We start from the raw sequence: 24,876 nt of genomic DNA, 5'->3' as shown, positions 1-24,876 counted from the left end.
ACCCCGGGGCGGCGACGCCCACGTCTTCGGAGGCACGACGAATGAGGCTGCTCGACACGATCCGCGGTCCCCGCGACCTGGACGCCCTCTCCCACGACCAGCTGGAGGAACTCGCGCGCGACATCCGCGAGGTGCTCGTCGCGAGCGTCTCCAAGACCGGCGGTCACCTCGGACCGAACCTCGGCGTCGTCGAGCTCACCATCGCGATCCACCGCGTGTTCGACTCGCCGCGCGACCCCATCATCTTCGACACCGGCCACCAGTCGTACGTGCACAAGCTGCTCACCGGACGCCAGGACTTCAGCACCCTCCGGCAGACGGGCGGACTCGCGGGCTACCCGCAGCGGTCGGAGTCCGAGCACGACGTCGTCGAGAGCTCCCATGCGTCGAGCTCCCTCTCGTGGGCCGACGGCATCTCCAAGGCGTTCGAGATGACCGGGCAGGGCGACCGCCACGTGGTCGCCGTCGTCGGCGACGGCGCCCTCACGGGCGGCATGACGTGGGAAGCGCTGAACAACATCTCCGACGACAACACCCGCAACCTCGTGGTCGTCGTGAACGACAACGGGCGCTCGTACGCCCCGACCATCGGCGGCATGGCGCGCTTCCTCAACTCCGTGCGCACGAAGCAGTCGTACCGCACGCTGCACCTGCGCAGCCGGAGCGCGTTCGACAAGCTCGGCTCGCCCGGCCGCGCGTTCTACCGCGGCGTCCGCGGCGGCCTGCACGGGTTCCTCAGCCGGTTCAGCGGCAACGAGGCGCTGTACTCCAACCTCGACATCAAGTACATCGGCCCGATCGACGGCCACGACGAGCGCGCGGTCGAAGAGGCGCTCCGGCAGGCGAAGTCCTACGGCGCCCCGGTCATCGTCCACACGATCACCGACAAGGGCCGTGGCTACGAGCCCGCCCGTCGCGACGTCGCCGACCAGTTCCACGCGGTCGGCCAGATCGATCCCGAGACGGGCGAGTCGATCGAGAAGGCCTCGGCGCCGTCCTGGACCGGCGTGTTCGCCGACGAGCTCGTGAGCCTCGCCGAGCGCGACGAGCGACTCGTCGGCATCACCGCGGCCATGCTCCGCCCGACCGGCCTGCACCGCATGGCCGAACGCTTCCCGGCACGCGTGTTCGACGTGGGCATCGCCGAGCAGCACGCCGCGACCTCGGCGGCGGGCCTCGCGTTCGGAGGCCTCCACCCGGTCGTGGCGGTGTATGCGACGTTCATCAACCGCGCCTTCGACCAGGTGCTGATGGATGTCGCGCTGCACAAGGCGGGTGTGACGTTCGTGCTCGACCGCGCCGGCGTGACCGGCCCCGACGGTCCGAGCCATCACGGCGTCTGGGACCTGTCGATCCTCCAGGTGGTGCCCGGCATCCGGATCGCCGCACCGCGCGACTCGGTGCGCCTGGCCGAGGAGCTCGGCGAGGCGGTCCGCGTCGACGACGGTCCGACCGTGCTGCGGTTCCCGAAGGGCACGGTCGGCACCGAGTACGAGGCCGTTCGCCGCACGAGCGACGGGGTCGACGTGCTCGTCGAGTCCGAGCGCCGCGACGTGCTCATCGTCACGGTCGGCCCCATGGCCGGGATCGGACTCGAGGTGGCCCAGCGACTCGAGGCGCAGGGCATCGGCGCGACGGTCGTCGATCCGCGCTGGGTGGTCCCGGTTCCTCGGAGCGTCGTCGAGCTCTCGGCCGATTACCGCATCGTGGTGAGCATCGAGGACGGCATCCGCGTCGGCGGCATCGGCACGCGGATCCGCCAGGACCTGCGCGAGGCGGGCGTCGACACCGCGGTGACCGAGGTCGGACTGCCCGACGAGTTCCTCGACCACGGTGCGCGGGGCGACATCCTCGAGCGTGTTGGACTCACGCCGCAGCACATCGCACGCGACGTCACCGCGATGGTGCTCGGCAGCAAGCTCCCGCACGCGCGGAACGCGGGCGTCGAGCTTCCGACCGACACCGCGCCGCAGCCCCGGGTCTGACCGGAGGCGCTCGCGCTCACTCGATGCGGTAGACGTGCTCGACCGCGTCGCCGAGCCGGGTGACTCCCGTGAGACGCATGGGCGGCGTGACCGCGCCGACCGGCAGCAGCGGGCGCCCGCGGCCCAGCGCGACCGGCATGTAGGTGACGAGCAGCTCGTCGAGTCGCCCGGCCTCGAGGCACTGCGCGGCGACCGGGCCGCCGCCGATCACCCACACGTTCCGGCCCGCCGCCGCCGCGGTCGCCGCATCGGCGATGGGGCCGATGTCGCCCGAGGCGAAGCGGATGTCAGCGCCCTCGGGGACCGCGAGGGCGCGATGCGTGAGCACCCAGGTCGGGAGCGAACCGTACGGCCACCCGCCGCCCTCGCGCAGCACCCACTCGTACGTGGTCGCACCGAGGACGAGCGACCCCACCTCGGCGAAGAACCGGTCGTACGACGACTGGAACGCCTCCATGCCGAACTGCAGCAGCCAGCCCAGGTCATCGTGCTCGTCGGCGATGAACCCGTCGAGCGTCGAGGCCACGTAGTACTGGATCCGCGTCATCCCGCGAGCATACGAGCGGCCCCCGACATCGTGCGTCGGGGGCCGCTCGCGGAGCACTCGGCCGGGGATCAGGCGTCGACGCCCCGGATCGGCGGGTGGTGGAAGGTGTCGCCGAAGACGCGCTCCGAGGCGCCCACGCGGTCGAGGTACGGCGTCAGGCCGCCCATCTGGAACGGGAATCCGGCGCCGAGGATCATGCACAGGTCGAGGTCCTCGGCCGCGGTCACGACACGGTCGTCGAGCATGAGCCGCGCCTCGCGGGCGAGGCCGTCCTGGAGGCGCGTCAGGATCTCGTCGGGCGCCGACGGAGTGCTTCCGCCGGACACGATCTTCATCGCGCCCTTGTCGAAGCCCTTCACCTTGCCCTTGTCGTCCTTCTCGAGCAGCGTGCCGTACTCGGCGAGCCGGTGCAGGTTCTCGGAGCGGTAGAACCGGTCGGGGAAGGCCGCGTGGTGGGTGTCGAGCACGTGCGCGCCGACCTTGAGCCCCACCAGGTCGAGCAGGTGCGACGGAGCCATCGGCAGGCCGAGCGGGGCCATCGCCTCGTCGACGGTCTCGAAGGGCGTGCCCTCGTCGACGGCGCGCATGGCCTCGCCGAGCAGTACCGCGAGCAGCCGGTTCACGACGAAGCCCGGGGTGTCGGCGGTGATGACCGCGTTCTTCTTGAGCTTCGCGGCGGTGACCATCGCGGTCGAGAGCGTCGCGTCATCCGTCTCCGACGTGGTCACCACCTCGATGAGCGGCATGACCGCCACGGGCGTGAAGAAGTGGAAGCCCACCACGCGCTCGGGATGCTGCAGCTTCGCGCCGATCTGCTCGACCGAGAGCGAGGAGGTGTTGGTCGCGAGGATCGCCTCGGGGGAGATGAACTGCTCCACCTCGGCGAACACCTGCTGCTTGATCTCGAGTTCCTCGAACACGGCCTCGATGACCCAGTCGCAGTCGGCGAACTCGGACTTGTCGGTCGTGCCGTGCACGAGCGCCTTCAGGCGGTTCGCCTCGTCGGGGGAGATGCGGCCCTTCTCGCGGAGCGTGTCGATCTCGCCCGTGATGTACGCCACGCCCGTGTCGACGCGCGCCTGGTCGAGGTCGGTGATCACCACCGGCACCTGCAGCCGACGGACGAACAGCAGGGCGAACTGGCTGGCCATGTACCCGGCGCCGAGCACGCCCACCTTGGTGACGGGCTTGGCGAGCGCCTTGTCGGGTGCGCCGGCGGGCTTCTTGGCGCGCTTCTGGACGAGGTTGAACGCGTACATCGAGGCGTGGAACTGATCGCCCGAGACGAGGTCGGCGAGCATCTCGTCCTCGCGCTCGAAGCCCTCGGCGCGCGTGCCCGACTTCGCCGCCTTCAGCAGCTCGAGGGCCGCGTACGGCGACTTCGGCACCGTGCCGATGCGGTTCTGCAGCATCTTGCGGGCGATGCCGATCGCGGCATCCCACTTGACGAGGCGCTCGACCTTGCCGGGCTCGTGGGGTCGCTTGACCTTGATGCGCCCGGAGAGCACGTCGTCGGCCCACCGGATCGAGTCCTCGAGGTAGCTCACCGACGGGAACATGACGTCGGCGATGCCGAGCTCGAGCGCCTCGGCCGCCTTGATCGTGCGGTTCTGCTTGAGCGGGTTCTCGACCACGACCTTCAGCGCGTTCTCGATGCCGATGAGGTTCGGCAGGAGGGTCGCGCCGCCCCAGCCCGGGATCATGCCGAGGAACACCTCGGGCAGGGCGAGCGCGGGCGTGGAGGCGTCGACCGTGCGGTAGTCGGCGTGCAGTCCGATCTCGACGCCGCCGCCGAGGGCGAGGCCGTTGATGAACGCGAACGACGGCACGCCGACCTGGGCGAGCTTGCCGAGCGCGAAGTGGCCGAGCTGCGCGATGCGCAGCGCCGACTCGCGGTCGGGCAGCTCGGACACCTTCGAGAGGTCGGCGCCGGCGGCGAGGATGAACGGCTTGCCGGTCACGGCCACGGCGTGGATCTCGCCGGCCGCGGCGCGCTCGGCCAGCCGGTCGAGGACTCCGGCGTACTCGAGGAGCGTGTTCGGGCCGAGCGTGTTCGGCCTCGTGTGGTCGCGCCCGTTGTCGAGCGTGACGAGCGCGAGCGTACGGCCCTCGGAGATCGGGATGTCGCGCACGTGGGAGTGCGTGACGACCTCGTCCTCGAACAGTCCGGCGAGCTGGGTGAAGTCGATCTTCGTGTAGTCGGTCATCGTTCCCCTCAGGCCTTCTTCGCGGCCTTGCGCGAGTAGTTCGGGTTCTCCCAGATCATCGTGCCGCCCTGGCCGAGGCCCACGCACATGGTCGTGATGCCGTACCGGACGTCGGGGCGCTCGGCGAACTGGCTGGCCAGCTGGTTCATCAGGCGCACGCCCGAGGAGGCGAGCGGGTGGCCGACGGCGATCGCGCCGCCCCACGGGTTCACGCGCGGGTCGTCGTCGTCGATGCCGTAGTGGTCGAGCAGCGAGAGCACCTGCACGGCGAACGCCTCGTTGACCTCGATCAGCCCGATGTCGTCCATCTTCAGGCCGGCGAGGCGCAGCGCCTTCTCGGTCGCCGGGACCGGTCCGATGCCCATGATCTCGGGATCGACGCCCGCGAAGGCGTAGCTCACGAGCTTCATCTTCACGCCGAGTCCGAACTCCTTCGCGGCGTCGGCGCTCGCGAGCAGCGCCGCGGTGGCGCCGTCGTTGAGGCCCGACGCGTTGCCGGCCGTGACCCGGCCGTGCGGCCGGAACGGCGTCTTCAGCCCGGCGAGGCCCTCCATCGTGGTCTCGGGCCGCATGACCTCGTCGCGCGTCGCGAGGCCCCAGCCCTCGGCGGTGCGGATGGCGACGGGCACCAGGTCCTGCTGGATCTTGCCGGCCTCGTAGGCCGCGGCGGTCTTCCGCTGGCTGCCGAGCGCGTAGCGGTCGGCGCGCTCCTTGGTCAGGTGCGGGAAGCGGTCGTGGATGCGCTCCGCGGTGGCGCCCATGACCAGCGCGTCCTCCGAGACCATGCGCTCCGCGACGAAGCGGGGGTTGGGGTCCACGCCGCTGCCCATGGGATGGTGCCCCATGTGCTCGACGCCGCCGCCGATCGCGAGGCGGTACTGGCCGTAGCCGATCGAGCCCGCGAGCATGGCGACCGAGGTCATGGCGCCGGCGCACATGCGGTCGATCGCGAACCCGGGCACCGACTTCGGCAGTCCGGCGAGGATGGCGGCCGTGCGGCCGATGGTGAGGCCCTGGTCGCCCGTCTGCGTCGTCGCGGCGATGGCCACGTCGTCGATCTGCTCCTTCGGGGCGCTCGGGTTGCGTTCAAGGAGTCCGACGATCGCCTTCACGACCAGATCATCGGCTCGGGTGTTCCAGTACATGCCCTTTTCGCCGGCCTTGCCGAAGGGGGTTCGGACCCCGTCGACGAACACGACGTCAGCTCGTTCAGCCACGCTGCAGCTCCCTTTCGAATGAGGAATCACCCGATCCTAGGAACGCGCCCGCGGGCCGGTGGAATCGGTTGGCGGTTCCTACGAAGCGTCGTGCGCGGCATCCTCGAGCGATTGTGTCGCCTTCACAAAAGCGGCCGCGATTATCTGTGCGGTAGCGGCAATCTGCCACGGCCGCGCGCCGAGGTCGGCGAGCTCATCCGACACCGCCTCCGGCGTGGGCTCGACGGGCGGATGCCACGCGAGCCGGCGCAGGTGGTCGGGCGTGAGGAGGTTCTCGACGGGCATCGCGAACTGCTCCGCGACCTCGGTCACGGCGGCCTTGGCGAGCCGGAGTCGCGCATCGGCCTCGGGGTTGCGCGCCGCCCACGAGCGGGGCGGCGGGGGAGCGTCGCTCGGCACGCGGCTCGCGGGGGGCTCGGCCGTCCGCGCCTCCTCGATGGCCGCCCACCAGCGGTCGATCTCGGTCCGGCTCGCCCGGCCGTTGAACGCCTTGAGGTCGGCGAGGGCCCGCTTCGACTCCGGCAGCGCCTTCGCCGCGGCGAGGATCGACGCGTCGGGCACGAGCCGCCCCGGTGCGGTGTCGGTCTCGACGGCGAGGTTCCGCGGCGACCGCAGTGCGTGGATGCCGCTCAGCCGGCGCCACGGCTCGGCGGCGGGCGGCTTCGCCTCGCGGTGCACCGTGGCGTCGAACTCCTGGCGCGCGATCTCCTCCTTGCCCGCGTCCACGAGGCGCTCGGCGAGCCGGTCGCGGACGTCGACGAGCAGTTCGACGTCGAGTGCGGCGTAGCGAAGCCACGACTGCGGCAGCGGGCGGGTGGACCAGTCGGCGGCCGAGTGCTCCTTCGCGAGGCGGATGTCGAGCAGCTCCTCGACGACGGAGGCGAGCCCCACGCGCGGCATGCCGAGCAGGCGGGCGGCCAGTTCGGTGTCGAAGATCGCGGCCGGGTCGAGCCCGACCTCGCGGAGGCAGGCCAGGTCCTGGCTCGCGGCGTGGAGCACCCACTCCTCGTCGCGGATGACGGACTGCAGCTCGTCGAATCCGCCGATCGTCGTCGGGTCGAAGAGGAACGTGCCCGCATCGCGGCGGAAGAGCTGGATGAGGTACGCGCGCTGCGAGTAGCGGAAGCCGCTGGCCCGCTCCGCGTCGACGGCCACCGGGCCCACGCCGCCCGCGATGCGCTCGACGGCCTCGCCGTACGCCTCGCGGGTCTCGATCACGCGGAACTCGTCAGCCACGGTTCCTCCTCCGTCGGGGAAGGGCCGTCACCCCCTCGGTTCGGGGAGGCAGCCCCGCCAGCATGCACAACAACTCACTCCACCCTTCCACATGAGGCGCGGCGTGCTCGTCGAGCGGCGTCCACGACGCGCGCAGCTCGAGCTGGGCTCCGTCGCCCTGGCGCGCGAGCTCGCCGTACCCCGTGGACAGGATCTTGGTGACGGTCCCGGACGCCGCCACGTAGCGGGCCCCGCGCGCGTCGAGCGCGTCGACGAGCCACGACCACGCGACATCCGCCAGGAACGGGTCGACGCCGATGTCGGTCTCGAGCGGGGCCTGGGTGAAGCACACGACGCGGAAGCGGCCGCCCCACGACTCGGGCTCGGAGGGGTCGTGGAGCAGCACGAACCGCCCGGTGCCGAGGTCGGAGTCCTCGCCGTGCGGGCCCGGCGAGACGTCGGCAGCGAGCGCGACCGCCCACGGCGCGAGCGAGGACGGCGCCGCGATCTCGGACACCCGCAGTTCCGGGCGCGGCTCCGCCGCACGCAGCGATTCGAGCGCCGCGGCGAACTCCGGGGGTGGCAACGCCGAGTCGGACACGTGTGCAGACTAGAGTCTGCAACCAGGGGCATGTCGGCGGCACGCCGCGAGGGCCCCGCGCCGGATCGGGGCGCAGCGCAGATCGGGGGTCGGGATGCCACGGGTGGATCGGGCGATCGGCCCGGTGACCGCCGTCCTCGGCGGGGTGGCCCTCGTCGGCGCCGCGTTCGTGGCGGCGGCGACCGCGACCGCCGTGGTGTTCGCGCGGCGTGTGGTGAGCCCCGAACCGCCCCGCGAGGACGACCAGCGACTCGAGCGCGTCGACCTCGCGGCCGGCGAGGTGGTGCTCGCGGCATCCGACGACGCCCGCTTGCGAGGGCGGTACGGGCTCTGGTTCGAGCACGACTCCGGCTACGCCCGGATCGGCGACGTCATCGACGACGACGGCCACCGCGTGCGCCGCGGCATCGACTCCGTCGACTTCGGCCGACTCGACCGCGCCACCCGGGGGCGCGTCAGCGGCTGGTACCACCTCGGCCCGTGGGAGGTCGCGGAGCGGTACGAGAACGTGGTCGTCGACACGCCGCTCGGTCCCGCGCCCGCGTGGTTCGTGCCGGCGACGGATGACACGGGCGCGGTGTCGCCCGACTGGGTGATCCAGGTCCACGGCCGTGGCGCCAAGCGGCACGAGGGCCTCCGCGCCGTCGAACCGTCGCGCGAGGCCGGGTGGTCGACCCTGCTGATCTCCTATCGCAATGACGGCGAGGCGCCCGAGAGCGAGGACAAGCGCTACGGCCTCGGGGGCACCGAGTGGGAGGACGTCGTCGCGGCCGTGCGGTTCGCCGTCCGCCGCGGCGCCCGGCGCATCGTGCTCATGGGGTGGTCGATGGGCGGATCCATCTCGTTGCAGACCGTCTTCCGCTCGGCCGAGGTCCGCGAGCACCTCGTCGGGCTCATCCTCGAGTCGCCCGCGGTCGACTGGGCCGACATCCTGCGCTTCCAGGCGCGCGCGCTCGGGTGGCCGGCCGAACTCGGCGGCGCCGTCGCGCGCGTGCTCAGCGCTCCGGTGGGCGGCACGCTGACGGGTCTCGCGGCGCCGATCGACCTCGAGGCGCTCGACGCGGTCGCCCGCGCCGACGAGCTCGACGTGCCCGTGCTGCTCATGCACAGCGAGGACGACGGGTTCGTCCCGATCGAGGGATCACGCCGGCTCGCGGCCGTCCGCGCCGACCTCGTCCAGTTCGAGGTCTTCGACGACGCGCGGCACACCAAGCTGTGGAACCACGACCCCGACCGCTGGAACGGCCTCGTCCGCGACTGGCTCGCCGGACGCTGAAGCCCGGCCCCGCGCGACTGGGTCAGGACGCGAGCCGCTCCCGCAGCTGGCGCTTCGCCCGGGCGAGCATGCCCGACATGCCCCGCACGCGCAGCGGCGACACCGCCTCGCCGAGCCCCAGCGACTGCGGGTAGTCGGCCGGGATCGCGAAGACCTGCTCCGGCGTGAGCCCCTCGAGGCCCTGCGCGAGGATCGACGCGAACCCGCGCGTGGTCGGCGCCTCGGCCGGAGCCGTCGCATGCATGTGCACGAGCCCCGCGTCGTCCACCTCGACGAAGATGTAGACCGGCGACTGGCACTCCTCGACGCGTTCGAGCAGGTCGGGGTGGTCGCGGTAGCGCTCGGGCAGCTGGGGCAGTTCGTTCGAGAAGTCGAGCAGGAGCGTCAGGCGGTCCTTCACGCCCAGCGCGAGGAAGTCCTCGCGCGTCTCGGCGAGTGCGCTGGGCAGGGTCGTGGCATCCATCGCCGACATTCTCGCACCCGAGGATGGACGCGGGCTCAGCGCCCCGGCGCCTCGCCGCGCTCGGTGCCGGTCACGATCGGCACCCGGACGGCGCTGCCCCACTCGGTCCAGGATCCGTCGTAGTTGCGCACCCGGTCGAAGCCGAGCAGGTGCGTGAGCACGAACCACGTGTGGCTCGAGCGCTCGCCGATGCGGCAGTAGGCGATCACCTCGTCGCCCTCCTGCAGGCCGGCCTCGCCCCGGTAGATCGCGTCGAGTTCCGCGCGCGTGCGGAACGTGCCGTCCTCGGCGGCCGCGCGTGCCCACGGCACGGACGCCGCCGTCGGGATGTGGCCGGCACGCAGCGCGCCCTCCTCGGGGTAGGCCGGCATCGTCGTGCGCTCGCCGGAGTACTCCTCCGGGGATCGCACGTCGATCAGCGGCTTGCCGAGGTGCGCGAGCACGTCGTCCTTGAACGCCCGGACGCGCGAGTCGTCGCGCTCGACCACGGGATACTCGACGGCCTCGACCTCGGGCGCGTCGGTCGTGAGGGGTCGCCCCTCGGCGATCCACTTGTCGCGGCCGCCGTCGAGCAGGCGAACGTCGTCGTGGCCGAACAGCGTGAACACCCACAGCGCGTAGGCCGCCCACCAGTTGTTCTTGTCGCCGTAGATGACGACCGTCGAATCGCGCGAGATGCCCTTCGAGCCGAGCAGCTCGGCGAAGCGCTCGCTCGAGACGTAGTCGCGCACCACCGGGTCGTTCAGCTCGGTGTGCCAGTCGACCTTGACCGCGCCGGGGATGTGGCCGGTCTCGTAGAGCAGCACGTCCTCGTCGGACTCGACGACGACGAGCCCGGGCCGGCCGAGGTGCTCGGCGAGCCAGTCGGTGGTCACGAGACGCTCGGGGTGCGCGTACTCGGCCAGCTTGGCGGCGGGGTCGAACTCGACGGGCATGGGGAACCTCCTGTGGTCGCCCGATCGGGCGAGGCTGACGGGGAGCCGGACTAGGCTGGTGACCTGTCCACCCTCGAATCTACGCGGCGCGCCCGACGGAGTCACCGCACCCGTCATCAGGTGCAACAGGGGAGCCCCACGCCTATGACCACCGGAGCGGCATCCGCCGTCGAGCGCCTCGTCGACCGCAACCCGTCGATCACGGGCGCCGAGATCGCGTCCGAGCTCGTCCCGCCGCCCCAGTTCGAGCACGCCTCGTTCGAGTCGTACCGCCCCGACCCCGATTTCCCGTCGCAGCAGGCGGCGCTCGACAGGCTCCACGAGTTCGCGAACGGATGGCGCGGCCAGCGCAATCCGGGCGGGTTCTTCTCGCGCAACCGCAAGCCGAAGTCCGAGCTGCCGGGCGTCTACCTCGACGGCGGCTTCGGCGTGGGCAAGACGCACCTGCTCGCGGCCCTGTGGCACGTCGCGCCCGGGCCGAAGTACTTCGGCACGTTCATCGAGTACACGGCGCTCGTGGGTGCGCTGGGCTATGCGCCCGCGGTCGAGCTGCTGCGGGGGTCCCGCCTGCTCTGCATCGACGAGTTCGAGCTCGACGACCCGGGCGACACGATGCTGATGACGCGGTTCCTCGGCGAGCTGATGGCCGGCGGCACCCGGGTCGCCGCCACGAGCAACACGCCGCCGAACGCGCTCGGCGAGGGACGGTTCGCCGCGGCCGATTTCCTCCGCGAGATCCACGGGCTCGCGGCGAACTTCGAGACGATCCGCATCGACGGCCTCGACTACCGGCGCCGCGACACCGAGGGCCACGCCGAGGCGGTCGCCGACGACGCCGCCGTCGAGCACGCGGCATCCGCCCTGGCCGACCGCGGCCATCGCGTGTCGCTCGACCGGTTCGACGCGCTCGTCGCCCACCTCGCGACGGTGCATCCGTCGAAGTACATCAAGCTCATCGAGGGCGTCGAGGTCATCGGGCTGACCGGGGTCCACGAGCTCACCGACCAGAACGCGGCGCTGCGGCTCGTGGCGTTCGTCGACCGCGTGTACGACGCCGAGGTGCCGATCGTGGCCAGCGGCGTGCCGCTCGACTCCGTGTTCGGCGGCGGCATGCTCGACGGCGGATACCGCAAGAAGTACCAGCGCTCGATGTCGCGCATGATCGCCCTCACCACCGGCGAACTGCCGCCGCACGACTGATCGTCTCGCCGGTCGCCCGGATACCGCGGCATTCCGCCGCGGGGACGACTCGTAGCCGATCCTGCGCCGTGCGAAACACGCTGTTTACCCACGGCGCCGTGCCGTAACGACCGCGAAACATCGGGCGCGGGCGTCGGAAACCTCCCATCAAGAAACTGGTCAGCACCTGCCCCCCGGTTTCTTGAGAGAGGTTCGACATGGATCAAGGCAACACCGCGTTCCTGCTGATCGCGGCAGCCCTCGTCCTGCTGATGACCCCCGGACTCGCGTTCTTCTACGGCGGCCTCGTCAAGGCCAAGAGCGTGATCAGCATGATGATGATGAGCTTCGGCGCACTCGGCCTGATCGGCGTCCTGTGGGTGCTGTACGGCTACGCCGTCGCCTTCCCCGGCGCGGAGGGCCTGGTCGCCCCGTGGTCGATCGACTGGTCGGCCCTCGGCCTGAACAGCCTGCTCGAGACGCCCGAGGACGCCGCCTACCCGCCGCTGGCCTTCGTGGCGTTCCAGGCGACCTTCGCGATCCTCACGGTCGCGCTGGTCTCCGGCGCGATCGCCGACCGGGCCAAGTTCGGTGCGTGGATGATCTTCGCCGGCATCTGGGCGACCGTCGTCTACTTCCCGGTGGCGAGCTGGGTCTTCAACTTCGGCCTCGCCGACGACGGAAGCTTCGCCTACGGCGGCTGGACGACCTACGGCATGCAGGAGTTCTTCGGCCTCGGCGTGATCGACTTCGCCGGTGGCACGGCGGTCCACATCAACGCCGGTGCTGCGGCCCTCGCCCTGGCGCTCGTCCTCGGCAAGCGCGTCGGCTTCTCGAAGGGCGCGCACGTGCCCCACAACCCGCCGTTCGTCCTCCTCGGCGCGGGCCTGCTGTGGTTCGGATGGTTCGGCTTCAACGCGGGCTCCGAGCTCGCCGCCGACGGCGTCGCGGCCCTCGCGTTCGTGAACACCATCGCCGCCCCCGCCGCCGCGCTGCTCGCCTGGCTCGTGGTCGAGAAGATCAAGGACGGCAAGCCGACCTCCGTCGGCGCCGCCTCGGGCGCCGTCGCCGGACTCGTCGCGATCACCCCGGCCTGCGCCGCGCTCGACCCGGTGTGGGCCATCCTGCTCGGCTTCATCGCCGGTGCGGTCTGCGCCCTCGCGATCGACCTGAAGTTCAAGTGGGGCTTCGACGACTCGCTCGACGTGGTGGGCATCCACCTCGTCGGCGGCCTCATCGGCACGCTCTACATCGGCTTCTTCGCCAACGGCACCGGCCTCTTCATGGGCGGCGACGGCACGCAGCTGCTCGTGCAGGCGATCGCGGCCTTCGCGGTCATGGCCTACTCGTTCACCCTCGCCTACGTCATCGGCTTCATCATCCAGAAGACGATCGGCTTCCGCGTGAAGAACGAGGACGAGCTGGCCGGCATCGACACCATCGTCCACGGCGAGGAGGGCTACAAGCTCGAGACCGTCTGAGCCGACGACACCGCGAGGGCGGTGGGGATAGTCTGCGGGAGTGCCCGACGCTCGCAGCTTCCTCACCGCCCTCGGGCGTGCCATCCGCTCGATGACCGGTGCCGGCCGCGCCACATCGGCGACGGATGCCACCCGCGCGCCCGCGTCGTACGGCGGCGGCGAGGATCCGGGACGGGAGGGCCCGAACGCCACCGTCGAGCTCGACCCCGCCCGCGTGCGCGGGGTGCGCTTCGCGTACACCCCCGACCGCGACGGCGAGCCCGACCCCGGCGAGGTGGTGTGGACGTGGGTGCCGTACGAGGAGAACGACGGCCGGGGCAAGGACCGGCCGGTCGTGATCGTGGCCGCGGGCGGTGCGGGGGAGTTCCTCGCCGTGCAGCTCACGAGCAAGGGCCGTGACGGCGACCGGGACCTGATCCCGCTCGGGAGCGGCCCGTGGGACGGCGAGGGGCGGCCCAGCTGGGCTCGGGTCGATCGGCTGTTCCGCGTGCGCGCCGGCGGGATGCGGCGGGAGGCGGCTTCGCTCGACGTCGTCCGGTACGAGCGCGTCACCGCGGCACTTCGGGCCAGGTACCGGTGGGACTGACCGGTCCGGCCGGGACCGACGGGCCCGCAGGGCGGGAATGCGAAAACCCCCGGCGGGCCCGGGGGTCTCTCGGTGGGCGATGCCGGGCTCGAACCGACGACCTCTTCCGTGTGAAGGAAGCGCGCTACCAGCTGCGCCAATCGCCCATCAGGGTGTCGCGGGACCGTACCGAGCCGGTGCCGCGGACTCGATACTAGCCCACGTCGGCGGTCGAACGCACATCGGGGGCCGCCCGGGCGCGTCGGGGGAGCGGCCTCGTCCGAGAGGGCCGCGCCGCCGTGCCACACGGGTGCCCCGGGACCGGCGACACGCCCGGCGCGCACGTCCGGATTCGGCGGCTGACCGGGGCTGGAATGCCAGGCGACCCGCTCGGTTTGTCATTCGTTCACGTCATCCGTTAGAGTCTCTCTGCACGCAAAACAGCGGGCAACGCGGATGTGGCGCAGTTGGTAGCGCATCACCTTGCCAAGGTGAGGGTCGCGAGTTCGAGTCTCGTCATCCGCTCTGATCAGGCCGGCGCAAGCCGGTTTGTTCTTTGGTGGTGAACCCAAGCAACGGTGGATTGGCCGAGAGGCGAGGCAGCGGCCTGCAAAGCCGTATACACGGGTTCGAATCCCGTATCCACCTCGATTGGGCCCCTCGCGGCTCACTCACACCCGGGCGATTGGCGCAGCGGTAGCGCGCTTCCCTGACACGGAAGAGGTCACTGGTTCGATCCCAGTATCGCCCACCACATACGAAGCCCCGGTTCGCCGGGGCTTCACTCGTCTCCGGCCCCGTGATCGGTCGCCTGCCCGCGCGACTACAGTTGAGGGGTTGCGTCTCACACTGCAGGGAGTGGATCCACTTGGCCGACGGCTTCGAGCTCTTCACCGACCGGTCCGTTGTCGCGATGCGCGTCAACGGCGAGCTGAAGGACCTCGCGACGACGGTGACCGAGGCCGACGAGGTCGAGCCGGTCACCATCGACTCGCCCGACGGCCTGGCGATCCTCCGGCACTCGGCGGCCCACGTCCTCGCGCAGGCCGTCCAGAAGGTCAACCCCGACGCCAGGCTCGGCATCGGGCCGCCCGTGACCGACGGGTTCTACTACGACTTCGACGTCGCCGAGCCGTTCACGCCCGACGACCTGAAGGCGCTCGACAAGGAGATGGCGCGGATCATCCGCGCCGGGCAGCGCTTCGTGCGCCGGGTCGTCTCCGACGACGAGGCGCGGGCCGAGCTCGCGGGCGAGCCGTACAAGCTCGAGCTCATCGGGCTCAAGGGCGCCGCGGCATCCGGCGACGACAACGAGAACGTCGAGGTCGGCGGCGGCGAGCTGACGATCTACGACAACGTCGACCCGAAGACCGGCGAGGTCGCCTGGAAGGACCTCTGCCGCGGGCCGCACCTGCCGAACACCCGCATGATCGGGAACGGCTGGGCGCTCATGCGCGTGGCCGCGGCGTATTGGCGCGGTTCCGAGAAGAATCCGCAGCTGCAGCGCATCTACGGCACCGCGTGGCCGACCAAGGACGAGCTGCGCGCTTACCAGCACCGCCTCGAGGAGGCGGCGCGCCGCGACCACCGCAAGCTCGGCGTCGAGCTCGACCTGTTCAGCTTCCCCGACGAGATCGGCTCGGGCCTGCCCGTCTTCCACCCCAAGGGCGGCGTGATCAAGCGCGAGATGGAGGACTACGTCCGCCGGCGCCACATCGAGGAGGGCTTCCAGTACGTCTCGACCCCGCACATCACGAAGGCGCACGTCTTCGAACTGTCGGGCCACCTGCCGTACTACAAGGACACGATGTTCCCGCCGATGGAACTCGAGAACAGCGAGTACTACCTCAAGGCGATGAACTGCCCGATGCAGAACCTCATCTTCCGCTCGCGCGGGCGGTCGTACCGCGAGCTGCCGCTGCGGTTCTTCGAGTTCGGCACGGTCTACCGGTACGAGAAGTCCGGCGTCGTGCAGGGCCTCACCCGCGTTCGCGGCCTCACCCAGGACGACTCGCACAGCTACGTGACACCCGAGCAGGCGCCCGGCGAGATCAAGCACCTCCTCGACTTCGTGCTCGGCCTGCTGCGCGACTTCGGCCTCGACGACTTCTACCTCGAGCTCTCGACGCGCGACGCCGACTCCGACAAGTTCAAGGGCACCGACGAGCAGTGGGAGGTCGCGACGAACGTGCTGCGCGAGGTGGCCGAGGCGTCCGGCCTCGAGCTCGTGCCCGACCCGGGCGGGGCGGCCTTCTACGGCCCGAAGATCTCGGTCCAGGCGCGCGACGCGATCGGCCGCACCTGGCAGATGTCGACGATCCAGTACGACTTCAACCAGCCCGAGGGCTTCGGCCTGGAGTACACCGCCGCCGACGGCACGCACCAGCGGCCGGTGATGATCCACTCGGCGAAGTTCGGCTCGATCGAGCGGTTCTTCGGCGTGCTCACCGAGCACTACGCGGGAGCGTTCCCGGTGTGGCTCGCGCCGGTGCAGGTCGTGGGCATCCCGGTCGCCGACGAGTACGCGCCCTACCTCGGCGGCATCCTGACCCAGCTCGCCGGAGCGGGCGTGCGCACCGAGCTCGACACGAGCGACGACCGCATGCAGAAGAAGATCCGCACCCACACGACCCAGAAGGTGCCGATCCAGCTCATCGCGGGCGAGAACGACCGCTCGGGCGAGACGGTGAGCTTCCGGTTCCGCGACGGCACGCAGGAGAACGGCGTACCGATCGCCGAGGCCGAGCGCAGGATCCTCGACGCGATCGCCGCCCGGCGCCAGGTGATCACGAGGGACGACCTGTTCGCATGACCCACTACCGACCCGACGAGTTCGACCGCGACGAGGTGCAGACGGATGCCGCGGCCGACCTCGCGGGCGTGCCGGACGCGTTCCAGCGTCTGTGGACGCCGCACCGGCTGGTCTACATCCAGCACGGGCAGCAGCCCGACGAGCACTCCTGCCCCTTCTGCCGCGCCCCGGAGCTCGACGACGAGCAGTCGTTGATCGTCGCGCGAGGCGAGCACGCGTACGTGCTGCTCAACCTCTTCCCGTACAACAGCGGCCACCTGCTCGTGTGCCCGTACCGGCACATCGCGACCTACGACCAGGCGAGCGCCGAGGAGGTCGCGGAGATCGGCGAGCTGACGCAGGTGGCGATGCGCACCGTCAAACAGGTGTCGAAGTGCGACGGCTTCAACATCGGCATGAACCAGGGCCGGATCGCCGGCGCCGGGATCGCCGAGCACCTGCACCAGCACATCGTGCCGCGGTGGGCGCTCGACTCGAACTTCTTCCCGATCATCGCGGGCACGAAGGCGCTGCCGCGCCTCCTCGGCGAGGTGCGCCAGGAGATCGCCGAGGCCTGGCCCCGCTGAGCGCGGTCACCGCTGCGCGCCTCCCCGACCACCTGGGCGAGCCGGTCAGCGGACCTGCTGCACCTCGAACTGCATGCGAGGGTTCGCGTACGCCTCCTGCGACTCGACGAGCTGCAGTTCGCGTTCTCCCGACTCGTGGGTGTTCGCGAGCAGGTCGAACACGCTCGACGCGGTGCGGGCCAGCGCATCGGCCGCATCGCCCGTACGCCGGTAGTGCGCGGTGAAGAGGGCCGCCGTGACATCGCCCGAGCCGTTCGCCTTCATCGGCAGGAGCGGGGTCTGCACGATCCACGCGCCGCGATCGTCGACGGCGAGCATCTCGATCGTGCCCTCCTCGCGGTCGGGCCGTTCGACGCTCGTGACGAGCACGGTGCGCGGGCCCGACGCGCGCGCGAGGTCGACCGAGGCGAGCGTCGACTCGAGCGTGTCCGGCTCGGTCTCGGTCAGGTAGCCGAGCTCGAACTGGTTCGGCGTGATGAGGTCGGCGGCGGGCACCACGCGGTCGCGCAGCAGCACCGGGATGGCGGGAGCCACGAAGCATCCGCTCTTCGCGTTGCCCATGACCGGGTCGCACGAGTACACGGCGTCGGGGTTCGCGGCCTTGATCCGGGCCACGGCGTCGAGGATGACGTCGGCGATGCCCTCGGAGCCCTGGTAGCCCGAGAGCACGACGTCGATCTTCGGGAACGCGCCGCGATCCTCGATGCCGTCGATCACCTCGCGGACGTCGTCGGGGCTGATGAGCGGGCCGCGCCACGCGCCGTAGCCCGTGTGGTTGGAGAAGTTGACCGTGTAGACGGGCATGACCTCGACGCCGATGCGCTGCAGCGGGAAGACGGCCGCGGAGTTGCCGACGTGGCCGTAGGCGACGGCGGACTGGATCGAGAGGACCTTCACCCCTCGATCATTCCATCCCGGGCGGCATGAGGCGTCCGCCCGCCGCGCGCACGGCCGCCGTGATGTCGGTCGCGAGTCGTCCGGCGTCCGACTCGTCGAGGTCGTGCACCGTGAGTCGCAGCCGACGGCTCGCCGCGGACGCGTCGGCGAGGGCGAACTCGTCGCCCGCCCGCACGAGCCAGCCCCGTCGCATGAGCTGCTCGGAGACGTCGCGCGCCGGGACGGGGAGCGGGACCCAGAGGTTCAGCCCGTCGCCGGCTGCGGCGGGCACGCCCAACCCGGTGAGCCGCGCCGCGAACGCGTCGTTCCGGTCCGCGTAGTGCTCGCCCGCCGCCGTGATCGCCGCGGTGACGTCCGGATCGGTCACGAGGGCGAGCACGAGCCGCTGCAGCAGGTGGCTCACCCAGGTCGTGCCGGGAGTCAGCCGCATGGCCAGCCGATCGGCGGTGTCGGGGTCCGAGGCCGTCACCGCGAGGCACATGTCGGGGCCGAGGAACTTCGAGACCGAGCGCACGAGCGCCCAGCGGCGGTGCTCGGGGCCGATAAGGGAGCGGAACGGCCTGCGGGACAGCATCGAGAAGTGGTCGTCCTCGATGACGAGCACGTACGGGTGTTCGCGGAGCACCTCACGGAGCTCCTCCGCCCGCCGCTCGGACAGGCTCGCGCCCGTGGGGTTCTGCGCGCGCGGCGTGCACACGACCGCCCGGACGCCCTGCGCGAGCGCCGCGCGGAGTCCCTCGACGGTCATCCCCTCGTCGTCGACGGGCACGGGGACGGGACGGTACCCTCCCACGCGCACGGTGTGGATGCTCGTGAGGAAGCACGGATCCTCGAGCGCCACGGCGTCGTCGCGGACCAGCGCCTGGGCGAGAAGCCGCTCGACGGCGTCGGCCGCGCCGCTCGTGATCGTCAGCCGCACGTCGGTGGGATCGAGGTCGGTGCGCATCCACTCCTGCGCCCAGCCCTCCAGACCCGGGTCGATGACGGGCTCGCCGTAGAGCACCGGGCGTCCGGCCGTTCGCGCAAGTGCACGTGTCGGATCGGGGATGAGCTCGGGGTCGGGGTTGCCCGTCGCGACGTCGCGGAGCACGCTGTCGGCGGCGAACCCCTCCTGCGCGACGGCGGATCGGTCCGCGACGTGCGTTCCGCCTCGTCCGCGGGTCACGACGACGCCCGCCGCGGTGAGCTGCCGGTACGCCGCGACGGCCGTGTTGCGGTTGACGCCGAGCCGGTCGGCGAGGTTCCGCACCGGCGGCAACGGGTCGCCGGGGAGGAGCGCGCCGCGCTCGATGAGCGCACGGACGTTCGCGGCGATGTCGGCGGCGGATCGGCCGGCGATCTCGAGGGTGACGTCAGGTTCCATGGGTGCTCCGAGTCTAGGTACGGTCATGCTATCTTTTGGCCTAGGCCAAGCCTCCAGATTGTTCCGAGCGTCGCGCGATCGCGCGTCATCCGTCGAAGGGATCCCCGATGAGCACTGCCCAGACCGGCTCCAGCCGCGTGAAGCGCGGCCTCGCCGAGATGCTGAAGGGCGGCGTCATCATGGACGTCGTCACGCCCCAGCAGGCGCGCATCGCCGAGGATGCGGGCGCCGTCGCCGTCATGGCGCTCGAGCGCGTGCCCGCCGACATCCGAGCCCAGGGCGGCGTCGCCCGCATGAGCGACCCGGACCTCATCGAGGCGATCATCGCCGAGGTCTCGATCCCGGTCATGGCGAAGGCCCGCATCGGCCACTTCGTCGAGGCGCAGGTGCTCCAGGCGCTCGACGTCGACTACATCGACGAGTCCGAGGTCCTCTCGCCCGCCGACTACGTCAACCACATCGACAAGTGGGGCTTCGAGACGCCGTTCGTCTGCGGCGCGACCAACCTCGGCGAGGCGCTCCGCCGCATCAACGAGGGCGCGGCGATGATCCGCTCGAAGGGCGAGGCCGGCACGGGCGACGTCTCCGAGGCGACCAAGCACATCCGCAAGATCACCTCCGAGATCAACCAGCTGAAGTCGATGACGCGCGACGAGGTCTACGTCGCCGCGAAGGAGCTGCAGGCGCCGTACGACCTCGTGCTCGAGGTCGCCGAGACCGGCAAGCTCCCCGTCGTGCTCTTCACCGCGGGCGGCGTCGCCACGCCGGCCGACGCGGCGATGATGATGCAGCTCGGCGCCGACGGCGTGTTCGTGGGCTCGGGCATCTTCAAGTCCGGCAACCCCGAGCAGCGCGCCGCCGCGATCGTCAAGGCCACCACGTTCTACGACGACCCGAAGGTGATCGCCGAGGTCTCGCGCGGCCTGGGCGAGGCGATGGTGGGCATCAACGTGGGCGACCTGCCCGCGCCGCACCGCCTCGCCGAGCGCGGATGGTGACCCTCCGCGACGAGTCGCTCGGGGCCACGGATGCCACCGGCCCGACGGTCGGCGTCCTGGCCCTCCAGGGCGACTTCCGCGAGCACGCCCGCGTGCTGGGCGGGCTCGGCGCGAAGGTCGTGCTCGTGCGCCGCCCCGAGGACCTCGAGGGCATCGAAGGCCTCGTGATCCCCGGGGGCGAGTCGACCGTCATGGACAAGCTCTCCCGCGCGTTCGGGGTCGCCGAGCCGCTCAAGCGGCGGATCGCCGAGGGGATGCCCGTCTACGGCACCTGCGCCGGACTCATCATGATCGCCGACCGGCTCCTCGATGCGATCGACGGGCAGCAGAACCTGGGCGGGCTCGACGTGGTCGTGCGACGCAACGCGTTCGGTTCGCAGAACCAGTCGTTCGAGACCGACCTGCCGGTGCCGGCGCTCGGCGACGAGCCCGTGCACGCGGTGTTCATCCGCGGCCCGGTGGTCGAGTCGGTGGGGGAGCGGGCGACCCCGCTCGCGTCGCTGCCCGACGGCCGAGTCGTCGCCGTGGAGCAGGGCCACCTCGTGGGCACGAGCTTCCACCCCGAGATCCAGGGCGACCACCGGTTCCACGAGTACTTCCTGGGCAAGGTGCGTGCGCGGGCGAGCGCCGACGCGGCGCCCTCACCCGCGCCGACGGCGTAGCGCGCGAGCCGCGCCCGCGCCAGAGTGGGGGCATGAAGCTGTACTCGGATTTCCCCGGCCGGCGTGCGCTGCAGGTCGTCGGAGACCTCCTCGCGCTCGGTGTCGTCGCGGTGGCGCTGTGGGCCGCCGCGGTGTTCCACGGATTCGTGACCGAGTTCGCGGTCCTGGGCCGGCGGCTCGAGGAGGCGGGCACGGGCTTCCGCGGGAGCATGACCGACATCGGCGAGACCCTCGCCGGCGTCCCGCTCATCGGGTCCGGCATCGCGGAGCCGTTCGACGGAGCCAGCGCGGCCGGAGCGACGCTCGAGTCCGTGGGCCGCGGGCAGCAGGACGCGGTGGGCTGGATCGCGGTGTTCGCCGCGATCGGCATCGCCTCCCTTCCCATCGCGGCGGTGCTCCTGCTGTGGGTCGTGCCCCGCGTCGTGCGCGCGGTCCGCGCCGGGCGCTCGGCCGCCGTGCTCGGGCGTCCGGGCGGCGCCGACCTGCTCGCGCTCCGCGCGCTGACCGATCGGAGCCTGCTCGACGTCCTGGCCGCCGATGCCGACGCGGTCGCGGGGTGGCGTCGCGGCGACCGCGACACCATCCGCGCACTGGCGGCGCTCGAGGCCCGCGCAGTGGGCGTGCGCCTGCCCGGGGCGCCGCCCTCGACGGCCTAGCACCGCCGAGCGCCCGCGCGGGGCCCGTCGGCCGTTCCGGACTGCGGAATGCCGCCTCCCATGACGGTCGGACGCCCTACGCTGGCGGCATGACGCACTGGATCGCGCTGCTGCGAGGGGTCAACGTCGGCGGCATCACGATCAGGTCCGCCGACCTCCGCGACCTCGTCGCCGGGCTCGGCTTCACCGGGGTGCGCACCGTGCTCGCCAGCGGGAACGTCGCGTTCGAGAGCGACCGAGCGGATGCCGCTCGGCTGAAGCGCGACATCGAGCGGGCCCTGTCCGACCGCTTCGGCTACGAGGCGTGGATCATCCTCCTGACCGCGGACCGCCTGCGGTCGATCGTCGAGGCGTTCCCGTTCGACGCGACGGACGCGTCGCGACAGCCCTACGTCGTCTTCGCCTCCGAACCGCCCGTCGTCGACGCGCTGCTCGAGGCGATGGGGGAGCCCGATCCCGACGCCGATCCCCTCGAGCGCGGCGAGGACGTCGTGTACTGGAACCCGGTCAAGGGCACCACGGTCGACACCCCGTTCGCGAAGGTGCTCGCGAAGCCGGCCTTCAAGCCGACCACGACGAACCGCAACCTGCGCACGCTCGAGAAGCTGCTCGCCTGACCACGGCCACGGCCGGCGCCGTCTCAGGGCAGCCCCGGGCCGGATGACGGGGCTCGCCCCGGGGCGATGACGGGGACGGCCCGGGCGCGGCGGGGTCCGCCATCCGCTTGCCTTGCGAGCATGACCACGCGACTTCCCAGCACGGGCGCGCCGCAGCGCGCCACCGCACCGACCACGACCTGCCGCAGCGACGAGGTCGTCATGATCCACCGGCTCTTCCGCCGGCTCTTCGCCGAGGCGCCCGGCCTCGTCCGGGCCGTCGAGCCGGGCGACACCGACCGAGCTCGGTACCTCGCGAAGCACCTCCACGGCATCACCGCGCTCCTGCACGTGCACCACCGCACCGAGGACGAGTTCTTCTGGGACCGGATGACCGAGCGCGCGCCGGCGTGCGGCCTGCACGTCGCACTGATGCGGCGTCAGCACGGGGCCGTGTCCGATCGCCTCGACGTCGTCGACGCGATCGTCGACCGATGGACCAGGGCCGCGGATGCCGCGACCGCCGCCCGGCTCGCGGAGGAGCTCGACGAGGTCGATCGGCTGCTCGTCGAGCACCTCGCCGACGAGGAGCGCGACGCCTTCCCAGTGCTCGACCGGATCCTGTCCGACGCGGAGTGGGACGACATCCACCGGCACGCGCGCCGGCACAAGCCGCCGCTGCCGATCTTCGTGCTGCTGGGGCTCATGATCGAGAGCGTGCCGGAGTCCGAGCGCGACGCGTGGATCGCCGCGGAGCTGCCGGCGCCCCTGCGCGCGGCCTACCGCCTGATCGGCCGCCACCAGTACGAGCGGGCGGTGCGGCGCCTGCGCCCGGAGCGGGCCGCCGGCGCGGCCGCGACCCGGATGCCGGGCGCACCGCGACCCGCCTGAGCACCCGCGCGGACACCCCTCGGACTGGGGTCGCGGTACGGCTGCGACCGGAGTGGACTCCGGGCATCCGCCCGACCGGGCCGAGCCGGGTCCGACGTGCCGTCGAGCGGCGGGTGAGGGAGGGATCGCCATGGCCATCCGATCGCACGGCGCCTCGCGGACCCGGCAGGTCGAGGAACCGCCGGGCTGCGACACCGCCGACCTCTTCCGGGTGCATCGCATCATGCGGTGGCTCTACCGGGAGCTGCCCGTCCTCATCCGCGAGGTCGCGCCCGGCGACGCCGATCGTGTCCGGATCGTCGCCGACTACGCGGTGATGGACCTGTGGGCGCTCGAGCTGCACCACAGCACCGAGGACGCGGTGCTGTGGGACCGCATCGCCGCACGAGCGCCCGCGTGCGCGCTGCACGTCGACCGCATGCGTGCGCAGCACGCGGAGGTGGCCGCGCAGATCGCGGCGATCGAGCCGCTGATCCCGCCGTGGCGGTCGTCTGCGGACGCCACCGGCCGCGACGAGCTCGCCACGCGCGTCGAGCACCTCCGCGACACGCTGTTCGCCCACCTCGGCGAGGAGGAGACCGATGTGGTGCCGGTCGCGGCCGAGGTGCTCACGCAGTCGGAGTGGAACGAGCTCGAGCAGCATGCGATGCACCGGCTCCGCGAGGACCGGGGCCGGCTGCCGCGCGACATCATGGCCCTCCAGGCCGGACTCATGCTCGCGACGGTGCCCGAGGACGATCGCGAGGCCTTCTTCCGCGAGAACTTCCCGCTGCCCGCGCGGGCGCTCTACCTCGTGCTCCTCCGACGCAGGTACGAGCACGCCATGGCCGAGCTCTACCCCGACCGTCCCGTTCCCGCGATGGCGTGATCGCCCGCAGGCCCGCGGCCCGGGCGACGCGCCGCGGCGGGCGCTCGCGTTCGCGGCCCGCCCGCCGCCGTCGCCGGGGCCGGCCGCCGCCCGGCCTAGAATGTCGGGGTACTGACCACCGTTACGGGAGACGCATGTCCGGGCATTCCAAGTGGGCGACGACCAAGCACAAGAAGGCCGTCATCGACGCGCGCCGCGCGAAGTCGTTCGCCAAGCTCATCAAGAACATCGAGGTCGCGGCCAAGCTCGGCGGCGCCGACCTCGCGGGCAACCCGACCCTGTACGACGCCGTGCAGAAGGCCAAGAAGACGTCGGTCCCGAACGACAACATCGACCGGGCCATCAAGCGCGGGGCCGGCATCGGCGGCGAGGCGGTCGAATACCAGAACATCACCTACGAGGCGTACGGCCCGAACGGCGTCGCCATGATGATCGAGGTGCTCACCGACAACAAGAACCGGGCCGCGGCCGAGGTCCGCACGGCCCTCAGCCGCAACGGCGGAACGCTCGCCGACCCGGGATCGGTCGCGTACAACTTCACCCGGAAGGGCGTCATCGTCGTCAGCGGCGAGGGCACCACGGAGGACGACGTCATGATGGCCGCGCTCGAGGCCGGCGCGGAGGAGATCGAGCCGCACTCCCAGGGTTTCGAGGTCGTCACCGACCCGTCCGCCATGGTCGAGGTCCGGAAGGCGCTGCAGGAGGCCGGCCTCGACTACGAGTCGGCCGACATCGAGTTCGTGCCCAACCTCAAGGTCGAGATCGACGCCGACACGGCGAAGAAGGTCTTCCGCCTGATCGACGCGCTCGAGGACAGCGATGACGTGCAGAACGTCTACAGCAACTTCGACCTCACGCCCGAGGTGCAGGCCGAGCTCGAGAACGAGTCGGAGTAG

23 protein-coding genes and 4 tRNA genes are annotated in these 24,876 nt (G+C 71.5%); 17 read left to right on the top strand and 10 right to left on the bottom strand.

Features of this window, described 5'->3' with window-relative positions; translation table 11 throughout:
* The first annotated feature begins 41 nt into the window (after positions 1 to 41).
* Positions 42 to 1,985, top strand: a complete 1,944-nt coding sequence (gene dxs / locus WBQ80_RS02450; RefSeq protein ID WP_336570919.1) for a 1-deoxy-D-xylulose-5-phosphate synthase — start codon at positions 42 to 44, stop codon at positions 1,983 to 1,985.
* A 16-nt stretch (positions 1,986 to 2,001) separates the two neighbouring features.
* Here the strand turns inward: dxs and WBQ80_RS02445 are convergent, their stop codons facing one another.
* The 5 genes from WBQ80_RS02445 to WBQ80_RS02425 form a co-directional block, all read right to left on the bottom strand.
* Positions 2,002 to 2,532, bottom strand: coding sequence for a dihydrofolate reductase family protein (locus tag WBQ80_RS02445; RefSeq protein ID WP_336570918.1), 531 nt, complete (start codon positions 2,530 to 2,532; stop codon positions 2,002 to 2,004).
* A 68-nt stretch (positions 2,533 to 2,600) separates the two neighbouring features.
* On the bottom strand, positions 2,601 to 4,739 hold the full coding sequence (locus WBQ80_RS02440; RefSeq protein WP_336570917.1) for a 3-hydroxyacyl-CoA dehydrogenase NAD-binding domain-containing protein: 2,139 nt from the start codon (positions 4,737 to 4,739) through the stop codon (positions 2,601 to 2,603).
* Positions 4,740 to 4,747: 8 nt separating this feature from the next.
* A complete protein-coding gene (locus WBQ80_RS02435; protein WP_336570916.1) occupies positions 4,748 to 5,956 on the bottom strand; it encodes a thiolase family protein in 1,209 nt (402 codons plus the stop codon).
* A 78-nt stretch (positions 5,957 to 6,034) separates the two neighbouring features.
* A complete protein-coding gene (locus tag WBQ80_RS02430) occupies positions 6,035 to 7,192 on the bottom strand; it encodes a ribonuclease D (RefSeq protein ID WP_337282452.1) in 1,158 nt (385 codons plus the stop codon).
* Positions 7,185 to 7,772, bottom strand: coding sequence for a DUF3000 domain-containing protein (locus WBQ80_RS02425; RefSeq protein ID WP_336570914.1), 588 nt, complete (start codon positions 7,770 to 7,772; stop codon positions 7,185 to 7,187). Before WBQ80_RS02425 ends, WBQ80_RS02430 begins: the two co-directional genes overlap by 8 nt.
* A 103-nt stretch (positions 7,773 to 7,875) precedes the next feature.
* On the opposite strand from WBQ80_RS02425, the gene WBQ80_RS02420 reads away from it, so the two are divergent.
* The gene (locus WBQ80_RS02420) at positions 7,876 to 9,048 is read left to right on the top strand and encodes an alpha/beta hydrolase (RefSeq protein WP_337282451.1); all 1,173 of its coding nucleotides are present in this window, start codon (positions 7,876 to 7,878) and stop codon (positions 9,046 to 9,048) included.
* A 22-nt stretch (positions 9,049 to 9,070) separates the two neighbouring features.
* On the opposite strand, the gene WBQ80_RS02415 is transcribed toward WBQ80_RS02420, so the two are convergent.
* Positions 9,071 to 9,511, bottom strand: coding sequence for a SufE family protein (locus tag WBQ80_RS02415; RefSeq protein WP_442892671.1), 441 nt, complete (start codon positions 9,509 to 9,511; stop codon positions 9,071 to 9,073).
* Positions 9,512 to 9,546: 35 nt separating this feature from the next.
* The gene (locus WBQ80_RS02410; protein WP_336570911.1) at positions 9,547 to 10,446 is read right to left on the bottom strand and encodes a sulfurtransferase; all 900 of its coding nucleotides are present in this window, start codon (positions 10,444 to 10,446) and stop codon (positions 9,547 to 9,549) included.
* 144 nt (positions 10,447 to 10,590) lie between these two features.
* Here WBQ80_RS02410 and zapE point away from each other — a divergent pair, with 144 nt between their 5' ends.
* The 3 genes from zapE to WBQ80_RS02395 all read left to right on the top strand — a co-directional run bounded on the left by zapE (position 10,591) and on the right by WBQ80_RS02395 (position 13,692).
* Positions 10,591 to 11,646, top strand: a complete 1,056-nt coding sequence (zapE, locus tag WBQ80_RS02405; protein WP_336570910.1) for a cell division protein ZapE — start codon at positions 10,591 to 10,593, stop codon at positions 11,644 to 11,646.
* Positions 11,647 to 11,843: 197 nt separating this feature from the next.
* On the top strand, positions 11,844 to 13,106 hold the full coding sequence (locus WBQ80_RS02400; RefSeq protein ID WP_336570909.1) for an ammonium transporter: 1,263 nt from the start codon (positions 11,844 to 11,846) through the stop codon (positions 13,104 to 13,106).
* Between the two features lie 40 nt (positions 13,107 to 13,146).
* Positions 13,147 to 13,692 carry a type II toxin-antitoxin system PemK/MazF family toxin gene (locus WBQ80_RS02395; RefSeq protein WP_336570908.1) on the top strand — a complete coding sequence of 182 codons (546 nt, stop codon included), beginning with the start codon at positions 13,147 to 13,149 and terminating at the stop codon, positions 13,690 to 13,692.
* Positions 13,693 to 13,765: 73 nt separating this feature from the next.
* Here the strand turns inward: WBQ80_RS02395 and WBQ80_RS02390 are convergent.
* A tRNA-Val gene (locus WBQ80_RS02390) sits at positions 13,766 to 13,838 on the bottom strand.
* 285 nt (positions 13,839 to 14,123) lie between these two features.
* Here WBQ80_RS02390 and WBQ80_RS02385 point away from each other — a divergent pair.
* From WBQ80_RS02385 to WBQ80_RS02365, 5 genes are all read left to right on the top strand, one after another.
* Positions 14,124 to 14,196, top strand: a tRNA-Gly gene (locus WBQ80_RS02385).
* A 52-nt stretch (positions 14,197 to 14,248) separates the two neighbouring features.
* Positions 14,249 to 14,319: transfer RNA gene (locus tag WBQ80_RS02380), tRNA-Cys, on the top strand.
* Between the two features lie 31 nt (positions 14,320 to 14,350).
* Positions 14,351 to 14,425: transfer RNA gene (locus WBQ80_RS02375), tRNA-Val, on the top strand.
* Between the two features lie 159 nt (positions 14,426 to 14,584).
* Entirely contained in the window at positions 14,585 to 16,483 is a 1,899-nt protein-coding gene (gene thrS, locus WBQ80_RS02370; RefSeq protein WP_336570972.1) for a threonine--tRNA ligase, read from the top strand.
* A complete protein-coding gene (locus tag WBQ80_RS02365; RefSeq protein ID WP_336570907.1) occupies positions 16,480 to 17,049 on the top strand; it encodes an HIT family protein in 570 nt (189 codons plus the stop codon). The genes thrS and WBQ80_RS02365 overlap by 4 nt, the downstream gene beginning before the upstream one ends.
* Positions 17,050 to 17,094: 45 nt before the next feature.
* On the opposite strand, the gene pdxY is transcribed toward WBQ80_RS02365, so the two are convergent.
* A complete protein-coding gene (gene pdxY / locus WBQ80_RS02360) occupies positions 17,095 to 17,946 on the bottom strand; it encodes a pyridoxal kinase PdxY (RefSeq protein ID WP_336570906.1) in 852 nt (283 codons plus the stop codon).
* Positions 17,947 to 17,953: 7 nt separating this feature from the next.
* Entirely contained in the window at positions 17,954 to 19,309 is a 1,356-nt protein-coding gene (locus tag WBQ80_RS02355; RefSeq protein WP_336570905.1) for an aminotransferase class I/II-fold pyridoxal phosphate-dependent enzyme, read from the bottom strand.
* A 107-nt stretch (positions 19,310 to 19,416) separates the two neighbouring features.
* On the opposite strand from WBQ80_RS02355, the gene pdxS reads away from it, so the two are divergent.
* The 7 genes from pdxS (at position 19,417) to WBQ80_RS02320 (ending at position 24,876) form a co-directional block, all read left to right on the top strand.
* A complete protein-coding gene (pdxS, locus tag WBQ80_RS02350) occupies positions 19,417 to 20,307 on the top strand; it encodes a pyridoxal 5'-phosphate synthase lyase subunit PdxS (protein ID WP_336570904.1) in 891 nt (296 codons plus the stop codon).
* Positions 20,301 to 20,969, top strand: coding sequence for a pyridoxal 5'-phosphate synthase glutaminase subunit PdxT (gene pdxT / locus WBQ80_RS02345; RefSeq protein WP_336570903.1), 669 nt, complete (start codon positions 20,301 to 20,303; stop codon positions 20,967 to 20,969). The genes pdxS and pdxT overlap by 7 nt, the downstream gene beginning before the upstream one ends.
* A 32-nt stretch (positions 20,970 to 21,001) precedes the next feature.
* Entirely contained in the window at positions 21,002 to 21,625 is a 624-nt protein-coding gene (locus WBQ80_RS02340) for a hypothetical protein (RefSeq protein ID WP_336570902.1), read from the top strand.
* Between the two features lie 89 nt (positions 21,626 to 21,714).
* Entirely contained in the window at positions 21,715 to 22,242 is a 528-nt protein-coding gene (locus WBQ80_RS02335) for a DUF1697 domain-containing protein (protein ID WP_336570901.1), read from the top strand.
* Between the two features lie 120 nt (positions 22,243 to 22,362).
* A complete protein-coding gene (locus tag WBQ80_RS02330) occupies positions 22,363 to 23,112 on the top strand; it encodes a hemerythrin domain-containing protein (RefSeq protein ID WP_336570899.1) in 750 nt (249 codons plus the stop codon).
* A 130-nt stretch (positions 23,113 to 23,242) separates the two neighbouring features.
* Positions 23,243 to 23,980 carry a hemerythrin domain-containing protein gene (locus WBQ80_RS02325; RefSeq protein ID WP_336570898.1) on the top strand — a complete coding sequence of 246 codons (738 nt, stop codon included), beginning with the start codon at positions 23,243 to 23,245 and terminating at the stop codon, positions 23,978 to 23,980.
* Between the two features lie 134 nt (positions 23,981 to 24,114).
* Positions 24,115 to 24,876, top strand: a complete 762-nt coding sequence (locus WBQ80_RS02320) for a YebC/PmpR family DNA-binding transcriptional regulator (protein WP_336570897.1) — start codon at positions 24,115 to 24,117, stop codon at positions 24,874 to 24,876.

This window comes from Agromyces sp. CCNWLW213 (assembly GCF_037199545.1).
Lineage (GTDB): Bacteria > Actinomycetota > Actinomycetes > Actinomycetales > Microbacteriaceae > Agromyces.
This window is presented reverse-complemented; position numbering and strand designations above follow the sequence as displayed.